At 73.2% G+C, this 11,988-nt stretch carries 13 protein-coding genes; 4 read left to right on the top strand and 9 right to left on the bottom strand.

The window, feature by feature from the left end; translation table 11 throughout:
* Window positions 1–7 precede the first annotated feature (7 nt).
* Together ABEA04_RS11815 and ABEA04_RS11820 are read left to right on the top strand one after the other, a co-directional pair.
* On the top strand, window positions 8–859 hold the full coding sequence (locus ABEA04_RS11815; RefSeq protein WP_345458567.1) for a septum formation family protein: 852 nt from the start codon (window positions 8–10) through the stop codon (window positions 857–859).
* Complete coding sequence (locus tag ABEA04_RS11820) at window positions 856–1,710, top strand: septum formation family protein (RefSeq protein ID WP_345458569.1); 855 nt, start codon at window positions 856–858, stop codon at window positions 1,708–1,710. The genes ABEA04_RS11815 and ABEA04_RS11820 overlap by 4 nt, the downstream gene beginning before the upstream one ends.
* A gap of 316 nt (window positions 1,711–2,026) precedes the next feature.
* On the opposite strand, the gene era is transcribed toward ABEA04_RS11820, so the two are convergent.
* Both era and ABEA04_RS11830 read right to left on the bottom strand, forming a co-directional pair.
* Window positions 2,027–2,950 (bottom strand): GTPase Era, encoded by a 924-nt coding sequence (era, locus tag ABEA04_RS11825; RefSeq protein ID WP_345458571.1) that lies wholly within the window; start codon window positions 2,948–2,950, stop codon window positions 2,027–2,029.
* Entirely contained in the window at window positions 2,947–3,735 is a 789-nt protein-coding gene (locus ABEA04_RS11830) for a siderophore-interacting protein (RefSeq protein WP_345458573.1), read from the bottom strand. The genes era and ABEA04_RS11830 overlap by 4 nt, the downstream gene beginning before the upstream one ends.
* 594 nt (window positions 3,736–4,329) lie before the next feature.
* Here ABEA04_RS11830 and ABEA04_RS11835 point away from each other — a divergent pair.
* The gene (locus tag ABEA04_RS11835) at window positions 4,330–4,485 is read left to right on the top strand and encodes a hypothetical protein (protein ID WP_345458575.1); all 156 of its coding nucleotides are present in this window, start codon (window positions 4,330–4,332) and stop codon (window positions 4,483–4,485) included.
* A 101-nt stretch (window positions 4,486–4,586) separates the two neighbouring features.
* On the opposite strand, the gene ABEA04_RS11840 is transcribed toward ABEA04_RS11835, so the two are convergent.
* The 6 genes from ABEA04_RS11840 to ABEA04_RS11865 all read right to left on the bottom strand — a co-directional run bounded on the left by ABEA04_RS11840 (window position 4,587) and on the right by ABEA04_RS11865 (window position 9,353).
* Complete coding sequence (locus tag ABEA04_RS11840; protein WP_345458577.1) at window positions 4,587–5,138, bottom strand: NUDIX hydrolase; 552 nt, start codon at window positions 5,136–5,138, stop codon at window positions 4,587–4,589.
* The gene (prcA, locus tag ABEA04_RS11845) at window positions 5,135–6,007 is read right to left on the bottom strand and encodes a proteasome subunit alpha (protein ID WP_345458579.1); all 873 of its coding nucleotides are present in this window, start codon (window positions 6,005–6,007) and stop codon (window positions 5,135–5,137) included. The genes ABEA04_RS11840 and prcA overlap by 4 nt, the downstream gene beginning before the upstream one ends.
* Window positions 6,004–6,846, bottom strand: a complete 843-nt coding sequence (prcB, locus tag ABEA04_RS11850; protein WP_345458581.1) for a proteasome subunit beta — start codon at window positions 6,844–6,846, stop codon at window positions 6,004–6,006. Before prcB ends, prcA begins: the two co-directional genes overlap by 4 nt.
* Window positions 6,843–7,040 (bottom strand): ubiquitin-like protein Pup, encoded by a 198-nt coding sequence (locus tag ABEA04_RS11855; RefSeq protein WP_345458583.1) that lies wholly within the window; start codon window positions 7,038–7,040, stop codon window positions 6,843–6,845. Before ABEA04_RS11855 ends, prcB begins: the two co-directional genes overlap by 4 nt.
* Before the next feature lie 171 nt (window positions 7,041–7,211).
* Window positions 7,212–8,723: a depupylase/deamidase Dop gene (gene dop / locus ABEA04_RS11860; protein ID WP_345458585.1), complete on the bottom strand. Its 1,512-nt coding sequence runs from the start codon at window positions 8,721–8,723 to the stop codon at window positions 7,212–7,214.
* A gap of 9 nt (window positions 8,724–8,732) precedes the next feature.
* The gene (locus ABEA04_RS11865) at window positions 8,733–9,353 is read right to left on the bottom strand and encodes a lysophospholipid acyltransferase family protein (RefSeq protein ID WP_345458587.1); all 621 of its coding nucleotides are present in this window, start codon (window positions 9,351–9,353) and stop codon (window positions 8,733–8,735) included.
* A gap of 36 nt (window positions 9,354–9,389) precedes the next feature.
* Here ABEA04_RS11865 and ABEA04_RS11870 point away from each other — a divergent pair, with 36 nt between their 5' ends.
* Window positions 9,390–10,013, top strand: a complete 624-nt coding sequence (locus ABEA04_RS11870) for a class I SAM-dependent methyltransferase (RefSeq protein WP_345458589.1) — start codon at window positions 9,390–9,392, stop codon at window positions 10,011–10,013.
* Window positions 10,014–10,106: 93 nt separating this feature from the next.
* On the opposite strand, the gene arc is transcribed toward ABEA04_RS11870, so the two are convergent.
* Window positions 10,107–11,870: a proteasome ATPase gene (gene arc, locus ABEA04_RS11875; protein ID WP_345458591.1), complete on the bottom strand. Its 1,764-nt coding sequence runs from the start codon at window positions 11,868–11,870 to the stop codon at window positions 10,107–10,109.
* Window positions 11,871–11,988 lie beyond the last annotated feature (118 nt).

Genomic DNA, 11,988 nt, shown 5'->3' on the forward strand with positions numbered 1-11,988 from the left:
GCGCAGCGTGACCGGCCGGGGTGGACGACGTGCGCGCCGCCTCGGCGTCACGCTCGCCGCCGTGGCGCTGACGACGGTGCTGAGCGCCGTCCTGGCCGGGTGCGGGGCCTCCGAGCCCGAGCCCGACGCGCCGCCGCCGGACTCCGACCCGGCGCAGGTCGACGCCGTCGAGTCGCCCGAGCTCGGCGCGTGCCGGCTGCTCGACAAGGACGACATCGCGGCCGCCGCCGACGCGACGCCGACGGTGCCCTGCGGCAAGCGGCACACCGCGCAGACCTACGCGGTCGGCGAGCTGCCCGACCAGCTGCAGGACACCGACTACGACTCCCAGGAGATGGCCTCGTTCGCCTACCGCACCTGCGGCACGATGCTGCGGGAGTTCCTCGGCGCCGACGAGAGCCTCAGCATGCGCACCGTGCTGAGCTGGGCGTGGTTCCGGCCCTCGCCGGAGGCGTGGGACCAGGGCGCGCGCTGGTACCGCTGCGACGTCGTCGGGGGTGGCGAGCAGATCACCGAGCTGGTGAGCCTGCCCGAGACCGCGAAGGGGCTGCTGCAGGGCCGCCCCGACGACCGCTGGATGGTCTGCGCCCGCGGCAACACGGTCGCCGGGTCGGTCAAGCTGCCCTGCACCGAGGCACACGACTGGCGCGCGGTGACCACCATCAAGCTCGGCGAGGCCGACGACCCCTACCCCGGCGACCGGCTCTCGGAGGTGCAGAGCCGCGACTTCTGCCGCAAGTCGGTGCAGGCGTGGCTGAACTACCCCGTGGCCTTCGACTTCGGCTACACGTGGTTCGGGGAGGTCGACTGGGCCAGCGGCAACCGGCGCGCCGTCTGCTGGGCGAGGACCGGCGAGTGACCCGCCGTCCCCTGGTCGGTCTGCTGCCGCTGCTCGTCGCCGTCGGAGTGGCGCTCGCGGGCTGCTCGGGCGACGACCCGCCGCCCGACGACCCGACCCCGTCGGCCACGCCCTCGCCCAGCGCGACCCCCACCCCGACGCCGCCGCCCACCGCCGAGCCGGTGCCCGAGCCGGCCGTCGACGCCTGCTACGACCTCGACTTCGACGAGGCCGTCTCCCCCACGACCGACGCCGAGCCGGTGCGTTGCCGGCGTCCGCACACCTCGCAGACCTACCAGGTCGGCCGGGTCGACAACCTCGTCGACGGCCACCTGCTCGCCATCGACTCCCAGCAGGTGCAGGACGACGTCGCCGGGACCTGCCCCGACGCGCTCGGCGACGCCGTCGGCGGCTCCCCCGACGACCTGCGGCTGAGCGTGCTGCGCCCGGTCTGGTTCACCCCCACCCTCGAGCAGGCCGCGGCCGGCGCGGCGTGGTACCGCTGCGACGTCGTCGTGCTCGCCGACTCCGAGTCGCTGCTGCCCGTGCGCGGCCCCCTCGACGGCGTCCTCGACACCGACGAGGGTCGCGAGCGCTTCGGCATGTGCGGCACCGCCGCCCCCGACGCCCCCGACTTCGAGCGCGTCCCCTGCGGCGAGGACCACACCTGGCGCGCCTTCTCGGTCATCGACCTCCCCGGCCAGCGCTTCCCCGGCCCCCAGGCCGTCGCCGAGGCCGGCGACGGACCCTGCGAGGACGCCGCCGCCGCCGTCGCCGACGACCCCCTCGACTACGAGTACGCCTACGAGGGCCCCGACGCCGACCAGTGGGAGCTGGGGCAGCGGTTCGTCCGGTGCTGGGCGCCTGACTGACCTGACTGAATGGTCGCTGCGGGCGCCGGTGTCCCGCCCCCTCGCGCCAGCCTCGAGGGCTGCCGCGATCCTTCCTGGCGAGGGGTCCGGGACAAGCCGGCGCTCCTCCGCTCCGTGCGCCGTGTGGTTCCGACCTGCTTCGGTCAGGGCGCCTGTGCCCCCGTGCGTGGCGTCGCCGCGGACCTGGATCGCCGGGGGCGGTTCGAGTCGGGGCGGGTCGGGTCGGGTCGTCCTGAACCGAGCGATCGCACGGATCGTGCACCCAGACCGACCCATCGGCGTCCTGAACCGAGCGATCGCTCGGTTCGTGAGCGGGCTACAGACCGAGCTTGCGGAGCTGGCGGGGGTCGCGCTGCCAGTCCTTCGCGATCTTGACGTGGAGGTCGAGGTAGACCGGGACGCCGAGGAGGGCCTCGATCTGCAGGCGGGCGCGGCGGCCGACGTCCTTGAGGCGGGAGCCGCCGCGGCCGATGACGATGCCCTTCTGCGAGGAGCGCTCCACGTAGAGGTTGGCGTGGATGTCGAGCAGGGGCCGGTCGTCGGGGCGGTCCTCGCGCAGGCCCATCTCCTCGACGACGACGGCGATGGAGTGCGGCAGCTCGTCACGGACGCCGTCAAGGGCGGCCTCGCGGATCAGCTCGGCGGCGAGGATCTCCTCGGGGGCGTCGGTCAGGTCGCCGTCGGGGTAGAGCTGCGGGCCCTCGGGCAGCAGCCCCACCATCAGGTCGGCCAGCAGCGAGACCTGGTCGCCCGAGACCGCCGAGACGGGCACGATCTCGGCCCACTCGACGCCGGTCTCGGCGCCCAGGGCCGCGATCTCGCCGAGGTGCTCGGCGATGCGTCCCGGGTCGGCGAGGTCGGTCTTGGTGGCGATGGCCAGCTTCGTGGTGCGCGGCACCTTGGCCAGCTCGGTGGTGATGAACCGGTCGCCGGGGCCGATGCGCTCGTTGGCCGGGAAGCACACCGCGACGGCGTCCACCTCGGCCCACGTGGCGTGCACGAGGTCGTTGAGCCGCTCGCCCAGCAGCGTGCGCGGCCGGTGCAGCCCGGGGGTGTCGACCATGATCAGCTGCGCGTCGGGACGGTGCACGATGCCGCGCACCACCGAGCGGGTCGTCTGCGGCTTGTCGCTGGTGATGACGACCTTCTGGCCCACCAGCGCGTTGGTCAGCGTCGACTTGCCGGCGTTGGGCCGACCCACCAGCGAGACGAAGCCGCTGCGGTGCTCGGGCCCGGTCATGCGTTCTGCGCCCGGTCGTAGTCGGCCCAGATCTGCTCGTCGCTGTGACCGGCGGCCTTGCCGGCACGCCAGATCGGGCCGGGATCGACGGCCCTCGGCTGCCGCTGCGCCCCGCCGCGCCAGTAGCCCATGACGTCGTAGGCCTCGCTGGCGAGCCGGCGCTCGCGCATCAGGTGCTTGCGGATGGCGCGCATCTGGGCCGACTCCCCCGCCATCCAGAAGTAACCCTCGCCCTCGGGCCACGCGATGGTCTCGACCACCTCGGCGAGCGAGCTGCGGCTCTCGCCGGGCTGCTCGAGCCAGGTGAGCCCGTCGAGGCCGTCGCCGGCCAGGTAGTCGGGCATCGGCCCGTCGGGCACCTCGGCCCAGACCCGGGTCGGCACCGTGCTGGTCTCGGCGATGCGGGCCATGGCCGGCAGCGCGGTCAGGTCGCCGACCAGCAGCAGCCAGCCGGCGCCGTCCGGCATCGCGAAGGAGCCCTTCGGCTCGGTGACGACGCAGGTCTGGCCGACGCAGTCGCCGCGGGTGACCCACTCGGTGACCAGGCCGACGTCGTGGACGACGATGTCGAGCACGAGACGGCGGGCGGCGTCGTCCCACGTGCGCACGGTGTAGTAGCGGCTCTGGAACTGCCCCGGCACGACCAGGCCGACCCACTCGTCGGGCACGCCGGTGGAGGCGAAGCCGGCCAGCCCTTCGCCGCCGAGCTCGAGGCGCGTCAGGTGCGGGGTGAGCCGGGTGCACGCCGTCACCTCGGCCTCGTAGGTCGCCGCGCGGGTGCTCACCCGCCCAGCCTAGGGCGCCTAGGTTGAGCGGGTGTCATCGCAGCCGGACGGCGCCCCGCAGCGCTCGCAGCCACGGCGGGTCGACCCGGGCGTGCTGCTGGCCGACCTCGGCCAGGGGCTCCGCACCACGCTGGCCGGCGCGGTCGAGTCGGGCGGACGGGTCACCCTCGCCCCCGCCACCGTGCGCCCCGGACCGGACGGCGTCCTGCGGGCGCCGCTGTCGGGGCAGCCGTGCGTGTGGTTCCGGGCGATGACCGTCCCCTCGGCCCGCTGGCTGCCGCTGTCGTTCTCCCACGACCGGCGCACGCTGCCGTCCGTCGCGCCGTCGGACCTGCCCTACGTCGGGGTGCTCTCCGACGCCAGCTCGACGACCCCCTTCGTCGTCGCCGACGAAGGGGGTCGTGTCGGTGCAGGTCTGGCCGGTGCAGGCCGACGTCGACACCCACGTGCAGACGGTGAACGCGCAGACGCCCGGCGGCGAGGTGCACGTCGAGTGGATCCTGCCGGTCGGCGCCCCCGTGCTGGTCGTCGGCGCGGTCGACCGCCCCGACGGCGAGACCGCCTGTCCTGCAGCACCCCGCCGGCCCGCCGCTGGTGACCACCAAGGACGAGAAGTGGCTCGGCGACCGCGCCCGCGCCGAGACCGGCCAGGACCCCCGCCTGCGCTCCTACCGACTGGTCGGCGCCCTCGTCGGACTCACCGTCGCCCTCGCCGTCCTGCTGCTCGCCCTGCTCCCCCTCCTCCGCTGACCCGTCAGACATGTCTGACGGGTCACCGCGATCTCGACGCTGACCCGTCGGACATGTCTGACGGGTCGACGCGTACGCCGGCTGCGGAGCGACCGGGTGGGCTAGAGCAGGCCGGCGGCGTCGAGGGCGAGGTAGGACTGCTCGGTGGTGCCGAGGGTGCCGGTGGGCAGCAGCCGGCGCAGCTCGGCGACGGGCAGCAGGACGACCTCGATGTCCTCGAGCTCGTCGAGGCTCTGGTCGCCCACCGGGCGGCAGCCGGTGGCGAGCACGGTGTGGCGGGGCCGGGTGTGGGCCGGCGGCGAGACGGTCGCGACCAGCCGTGCGTCGCCCGCGGCGTAGCCGGTCTCCTCCCGCAGCTCGCGCACGCCGGCGGCCACGGCGTCCTCGCCGTCGTCGACCAGCCCACCGGGCAGCGAGAGGACGGCGCGGTCGGGGCCGGGCCGGAACTGGCGCACCATCACGACGTGGTCGTCGTCGGTCAGCGCGAGCACCGAGACGGTGGGCGGGTTGTCCATGAGCTCCCAGACGGCGCGGCGTCCGTCGGGCAGCCGGAGCGGACGGCGCAGCACCCGCTGGAACCCGTCGTGCAGGACCTCGTCGTCGCCGTCGCGCGACCAGTCGCGCAGGCCGCTCTCGCCCACGCCTCCGGTCACGGGGGCGGTGCGATCGGCGGCTCGCCGGTGGTGGGGTCCTCGAGCGGGGGGACGCCGCCGCTGACCTGGTCGGTGGGGTCGGCGGGGTCGTCGACCGCGGGCGCGGTGCTGGCCCGACCGGGCTCGACCGACTCCTCGACCGACCCCTCGGCGGGGGCCGACTGGGCGGACCCGCGCTCGCCGAGCAGCGTGTCGAGCCGTGCCGGGGAGAGCCGCACGAACTTGCGCGGCCGCGGCCGGGTGCGGTCGAGGACGGCGACCTCGAGGTCGGCGGTCGGGATCACCCGGTCGCCCCCCTCGGTGTGGCCGAGCGCCCGGACGGCGGCCGCGAGCGCCTGGTCGAGCGGCGCACCGGCGACGTCGGCCGAGGCGAGCGCCCCGGCGACCACCTCGACCTGGCCGCCCATCACGGCGAAGCCGTGCTCGTCGGCGACCTGGCCGTCGTAGGTGAGCCGGAACAGCTGGTCGTCGGCAGCGGTCTCGCCGACCTCGCCGACGAACAGCTCGACCTCGTAGGGCTTCTCGCCCCCGCTGGAGAAGATGGTGCCGAGGGTCTGCGCGTAGGCGTTGGCCAGGCCGCGGCCGGTGACGTCGCGACGGTCGTAGGAGTAGCCCCGCATGTCGGCCAGCCGCACGCCGGCGATGCGCAGGTTCTCGAACTCGTTGTAGCGCCCGACCGCGGCGAAGGCGATGCGGTCGTAGATCTCGGAGACCTTGTGCAGCGCCTGCGAGGGGTTCTCGGAGGCGAACAGGATGCCGTCGGCGTACTGCACCGCGACCACCGAGCGGCCCCGGGCGATGCCCTTGCGCGCGAAGTCGGCCCGGTCCTTCATCAGCTGCTCGGGCGAGACGTAGAACGGCATGCTCATGCGCTCACCTCCGGCAGCTCGGCGACCGGTCCCCCGGGCGCGGACATCCGCGCGGCGAGCATGCGGTCGACGACCGCGGCCACCTCGGCCTCGTCGAGCCGGCGTCCGCCCTCCGCGGTGATGACGTGGACGATCGGGTAGATGCGCCGGGCGACGTCGGGGCCGCCGGTGGCGGAGTCCTCGTCGGCGGCGTCGTAGAGCGCCTGCACGACCGACATCACGCAGTCGGCCTCGGCGTAGTCCTCGCGGAACAGCTTCTTCAGCGACCCACGGGCGAAGATCGCGCCGGAGCCGACGGCGTGGAAGCCGCGCTCCTCGCTGCGGCCGCCGACGACGTCGTAGCTGAAGACCCGGCCCCGGCCCTCCCGCAGGTCGTAGCCGGCCATCATCGGGACGACGGCCAGGCCCTGCATCGCCATCGCGAGGTTGCCGCGCACCAGGGTCGAGAGACGGTTGGCCTTGCCCTCGACCGAGAGCGTGGTGCCCTCGATCTTCTCGTAGTGCTCGAGCTCGGTCTGGAACAGCCGGGTCAGCTCGAAGATGAACCCGGCGGTGCCGGCCATGCCCACGGCGGTGAACTCGTCGACCGGGAAGACCTTCTCGACGTCGCGCTGGGCGATCATGTGGCCCATCGTGGCCCGGCGGTCACCGGCCAGGACGACGCCGCCGGCGAACGTGGCGGCGACGATCGTCGTGCCGTGCGGCACGAGGTCGCTGTGGTCGCCGGTCGGGAGCGCGCGGCGTCCGGGCAGCAGGTCGGGCGCCTGGTCGGCCAGGAAGTCGGCGAAGGAGGAGGTGCCGGGCCGCAGGAACGCGGCCGGCAGGCGCGGGTCGGTCACTGGCCGCCCTTCTGGATGAACGACTTCACGAAGTCCTCCGCGTTGGACTCGAGCACCTCGTCGATCTCGTCGAGGATGTCGTCGACGTCGCTGTCGAGCGCCTCCTTGCGCTCGCTGACGTCGGTCTCGGGGGCGACCTCGGTCGCCTCCTCGGTCTCCTGCGACCTGCGCGGCTGCTTCTGCTCCTGGGCCATACGGCGAGCCTACTGACTGCCTCGGACACCCGGACGGTGCGCTCGCGGGCAGTCGCTCTCCGACAGGCTCAGGGTCCATGAGGTGGCGTGGGCGGGATCCCTGCGAGGTCTCGAGGCTCGGCCGTGGCCGGCCTCGCACCTCGACCACCGTGGGGCGGTTCCGACGACCGCTCAGCGGGTGAGGGCGGCGAAGAGCTGCTCGGCGGTCTCGCAGCGGTCGAGGAGGTCGCCGACGTGGGCGCGGCTGCCACGCAGGGGGTCGATCGTGGGCACGCGCTGCAGCGACTCACGGCCGGGCAGGTCGAGGATGACGGAGTCCCACGACGCGGCGGCGACGTGCTCGGCGTACTTCTCCAGGCAGCGGCCGCGGAAGTAGGCGCGGGTGTCGGTGGGCGGGTCGTGCATGGCGTCGTCGACCTCGCCCGGCTCGAGCAGCCGCTCGATGCGGCCGGCGGCGACGAGCTTCTGGTACAGCCCCTTCTCGGGCCGGATGTCGGAGTACTGCAGGTCGATCAGCTGCAGCTTGGCGTCGTCCCACTGCAGGTCGTCGCGCGAGCGGTACTGCTCGAGCAGCTTGAGCTTGGCCACCCAGTCGAGCTCGCCGGCGCACAGCATCGGGTCGCGCTCGAGCCGGTCGAGCACCGACTCCCAGCGGGCCAGGACGTCGAGCGTCTGCGGGTCGGCGTCGGAGCCGTAGCGGTCCTCGACGTACTTGCGCGCGAGGTCGAGGTACTCCATCTGCAGCTGGACGCCGGTGAGCGTGCGACCGTCGTGCAGCGTGACGGTGTGGCGCAGGGTCGGGTCGTGCGAGACCGCGCGCAGCGCCGCGACCGGGCTCTCGACCGACAGGTCGGCGGCGATGAACCGGTCCTCGATCATCGCCAGCACCAGCGAGGTGGTGCCGACCTTGAGGTAGGTGGAGACCTCGGCGAGGTTGGCGTCGCCGATGATCACGTGCAGCCGGCGGTACTTCTCGGGGTCGGCGTGCGGCTCGTCGCGGGTGTTGATGATCGGCCGCTTCAGCGTGGTCTCGAGGCCGACCTCCACCTCGAAGAAGTCGGCGCGCTGGCTGACCTGGAAGCCGTGCTCGCGGCCGTCCTGGCCCTTGCCGACGCGGCCGGCGCCGGCGAAGACCTGCCGGCTGACGAAGAACGGCGTCAGGTGCCGCACGATGTCGCCGAACGGGGTGGAGCGGCGCATCAGGTAGTTCTCATGGGCGCCGTAGGAGGCGCCCTTGTTGTCGGTGTTGTTCTTGTAGAGCACGATCGGCGCCGGCGCGCCCGGGGCCTGCGCGGCCCGGCGGGCGGCGTCCAGCATGACCTGCTCGCCGGCCTTGTCCCACCGCACGATGTCGAGCGGGGTGGTGACCTCGGGCGTGGAGTACTCCGGGTGCGCGTGGTCGACGTAGAGCCGCGCGCCGTTGGTGAGGATGACGTTCGCGAGCCCCATGTCCTCGTCGGTGAGCTGGCTGGGGTCGGCCGTGCCGCGCGACATGTCGAAGCCGCGGGCGTCGCGCAGCGGCGACTCCTCCTCGAAGTCCCACCGGGCCCGGCGGGCGCGCACGGTGGCCGAGGCGTAGGCGTTGACCACCTGCGAGGAGGCGACCATCGGGTTGGCCAGCGGCTGCCCGACGACCGAGATGCCGTACTCGACCTCGGTGCCCATGACCCGACGGACGCTCATGCCCCGAGCCTACGTGGCGGCACCGTCGGTGCCGTCGGTCCCGGTGGGCGCCGGCCCCTCCTCGCGCAGCCGCGGCACGGTGGCCTGGTCGGCCCTGATGCCCCGCTTGTCGGCGTAGAAGGCGCGGATGCGGTCCATGTCGGCACCCACGTCGCCGGTGAGGTCGAAGGTCGGGCCCCAGCCGACGGTGCGGCTCGGCGCGTCGAGGTAGGCGAGCGTCACCGGGATGCCGGTCTGTCGCGAGATCCGGTAGAACCCCGACTTCCAGTACTCCCCGCGCGAGCGGGTGCCCTCGGCGGCGATGCCGAGCAGGAAGGTCTCGTCGCGGCCGGCGTCGTCGAGCAGCGCGCGCACGGTGGCGCCGGGGTTGGCGCGGTCGAGGGCGACGGCGCCGGTGGCCCGCATGATCGGCGCCAGCGGCCCGCGGAAGAACGACTCCTTGACCAGCAGCCGGATCTGCACCGAGCTGCGCCACGTGAGCAGCATCGTGATGACCCAGTCCCAGTTCGACGTGTGCGGCGCGCCGACCAGGATGCCGCGCTGCGGCACCTCGCCCTCGGTGCGCCAGCGGGTGAGCCTCAGCAGCCCACGGGCGAGCGTGCGGCGGACCAGGAAGTGACGGCGGGACACGCCGTGAACCTAGCCCGACGCCGTACGGTGCCGGGCATGGGCTGGTGGCGCGAGCGCGTGGTGCCGGGCCTCGCCGACCGCTCGCTGCGCGGCCACGAGATCGGCGGCCTGCGGGCCGAGGTGTGCGCGGGGCTCGACGGCGTCGTCCTCGAGCTGGGCTTCGGCGGCGGGCTCAACCTGCGGTTCCTGCCGGACGCCGTCACGCGCGTCGACGCGGTGGAGCCGGCCGACCGGGGCTGGGCGCTCTCGGAGCGCCGCCGCGAGCGCGAGGCCGCTCGCGTCACCGTCGAGCGTGTCGGGCTCGACGGCCAGCGGCTCGAGGCGGACGACGCCTCCTACGACCACGTGCTGTGCACGTTCACGCTGTGCACGATCCCCGACCCCGCGCTCGCGCTGGCCGAGGTGCGCCGCGTGCTGCGGCCGGGCGGGTCGTTCCGCTTCCTCGAGCACGGCCTCGCGCCGGAGCCCCGCACGGCCCGGTGGCAGCGCCGGCTCGACCCGCTCCAGCGCCGGGTGGCGGGCGGGTGCCACCTGACCCGCGACGTCCCGGCCCTGCTGGCCGCGACCGGGCTGCCGCCGTCGGAGGTGACGGCGGGCTACCTGACGCGCGCCCGGTCGCCGTGGACCTACGGGTACCGGGGCCGGTCGGTGCGGGGCTGAGTGCCCTTCGACAGGCTCAGGGTCCGTGGTCGGCGAAGGGCCTATCGGTAAGACCGGTGAGGGCCCGTCGACGGGCTCAGGGCTCGTGATGGCCTAGAGGTACTGGCCGGTGTTGGAGACGGTGTCGATCGACCGGCCCGGCTCGGTGCCCTGCTTGCCGGTGATGAGCGTGCGGATGAAGACGATCCGCTCGCCCTTCTTGCCGGAGATGCGGGCCCAGTCGTCGGGGTTGGTGGTGTTCGGGAGGTCCTCGTTCTCCTTGAACTCGTCGACGCACGCCTGCATCATGTGCGAGACCCGCAGGCCCCGCTGGTCGTGGTCGAGCAGGTCCTTGATCGCCATCTTCTTGGCGCGGTCGACGATGTTCTGGATCATCGCGCCGGAGTTGAAGTCCTTGAAGTACAGGACCTCCTTGTCGCCGTTGGCGTAGGTCACCTCGAGGAAGCGGTTCTCCTCGGTCTCGGTGTACATCCGCTCGACGGTCGCCTGGATCATCCCGGCCACGGTGGCCTCGGCCGACCCGCCGAACTCGGCGAGGTCGTCGGCGTGCAGCGGCAGCGAGGGCAGCAGGTACTTGCTGAAGATGTCGCGCGCCGACTCGGCGTCCGGTCGCTCGATCTTGATCTTCACGTCGAGGCGGCCCGGCCGGAGGATGGCGGGGTCGATCATGTCCTCGCGGTTCGAGGCGCCGATGACCAGCACGTTCTCGAGCGTCTCGACGCCGTCGATCTCGCTGAGCAGCTGCGGGACGATCGTGTTCTCGACGTCCGAGCTCACGCCGCTGCCGCGGGTGCGGAACAGCGAGTCCATCTCGTCGAAGAACACGATGACCGGCGTGCCCTGCGAGGCCTTCTCACGCGCCCGCTGGAAGACCAGGCGGATGTGCCGCTCGGTCTCGCCGACGTACTTGTTGAGCAGCTCGGGGCCCTTGATGTTGAGGAAGTAGGACTTGCCCTCGGCGCCGGTCTTGGCCGCGACCTTCTTGGCCAGGCTGTTGGCGACGGCCTTCGCGATCAGCGTCTTGCCGCAGCCCGGGGGGCCGTAGAGCAGCACGCCCTTGGGCGGCTTGAGCTGGTGCTCCTTGAACAGCTCGGGGTAGAGGTAGGGCAGCTCGACGGCGTCCTGGATCTGCTCGATCTGCCCGCCGAGGCCACCGATCGACTCGTAGGCGATGTCGGGCACCTCCTCGAGCACGAGCTCCTCCACCTCGGACTTCGGCACCCGCTCGTAGACGTAGCCGGCGCGCGAGTCGAGCAGCAGCGAGTCGCCGGCGCGCAGCGTGGTCTCGCGCAGCGGCTCGGCGAGGCGGACGACGCGCTCCTCGTCGGCGTTGGCGATGACGAGGGCGCGGTCGCCGTCGGCGAGCAGCTCCTTGAACATCACGACCTCGCCGACCTGCTCGAACTCGAGCGCGGCGACGACGTTGAGGGCCTCGTTGAGCATGACCTCCTGGCCACGGCGGAGCCCGTCGAGCTCGACGGCGGGGCTCACGTTGACCCGCAGCTTGCGGCCGCCGGTGAAGACGTCGACCGAGTCGTCGTCGTGGCGGGCCAGGAACGTGCCGAAGCCGGCGGGCGGCTGGGCCAGCCGGTCGACCTCGTCCTTGAGCTTGGTGATCTGGTCGCGGGCCTCGCGCAGCGTCTGCGCCAGCCGCTCGTTCTGCGAGGTGACGGCGGCCAGCGAGCGCTGGGCGTCGGTCAGCCGCAGCTCGAGGCCGCGCGACCCGCCGGGGGCGTCGGAGAGCCGGCGCCGCAGGTCGGCGACCTCGGCCTCGAGGAACCGCACCTGCGAGGCGAGCTCGTCGGCGTCGCGTCCGCGACCCGCTCGAGCACCGCTCGACTCGTCATTGGGGTTCACCATGGAGCACCTCCCTGATCCTGTTTCGACCCTACCCGCGTGCGCCGCCGACGGAAGGCGGTGACCGCACGGTGTCGGTCACCATTTCGTCACGCCCGGGTGAACGGGTCGGCCGGCG

This window comes from Nocardioides marinquilinus (genome assembly GCF_039543705.1).
Taxonomy (GTDB): domain Bacteria; phylum Actinomycetota; class Actinomycetes; order Propionibacteriales; family Nocardioidaceae; genus Nocardioides; species Nocardioides marinquilinus.

Bases quoted from the DNA above. Each gene is read 5' to 3' on its own strand.
- era (WP_345458571.1), bottom strand. From the start codon at position 2,950: ATGACCGGGCCCGAGCACCGCAGCGGCTTCGTCTCGCTGGTGGGTCGG.
- prcA (WP_345458579.1), bottom strand. From the start codon at position 6,007: ATGAGCATGCCGTTCTACGTCTCGCCCGAGCAGCTGATGAAGGACCGG.
- ABEA04_RS11855 (WP_345458583.1), bottom strand. From the start codon at position 7,040: ATGGCCCAGGAGCAGAAGCAGCCGCGCAGGTCGCAGGAGACCGAGGAG.
- dop (WP_345458585.1), bottom strand. From the start codon at position 8,723: ATGAGCGTCCGTCGGGTCATGGGCACCGAGGTCGAGTACGGCATCTCG.
- ABEA04_RS11870 (WP_345458589.1), top strand. From the start codon at position 9,390: ATGGGCTGGTGGCGCGAGCGCGTGGTGCCGGGCCTCGCCGACCGCTCG.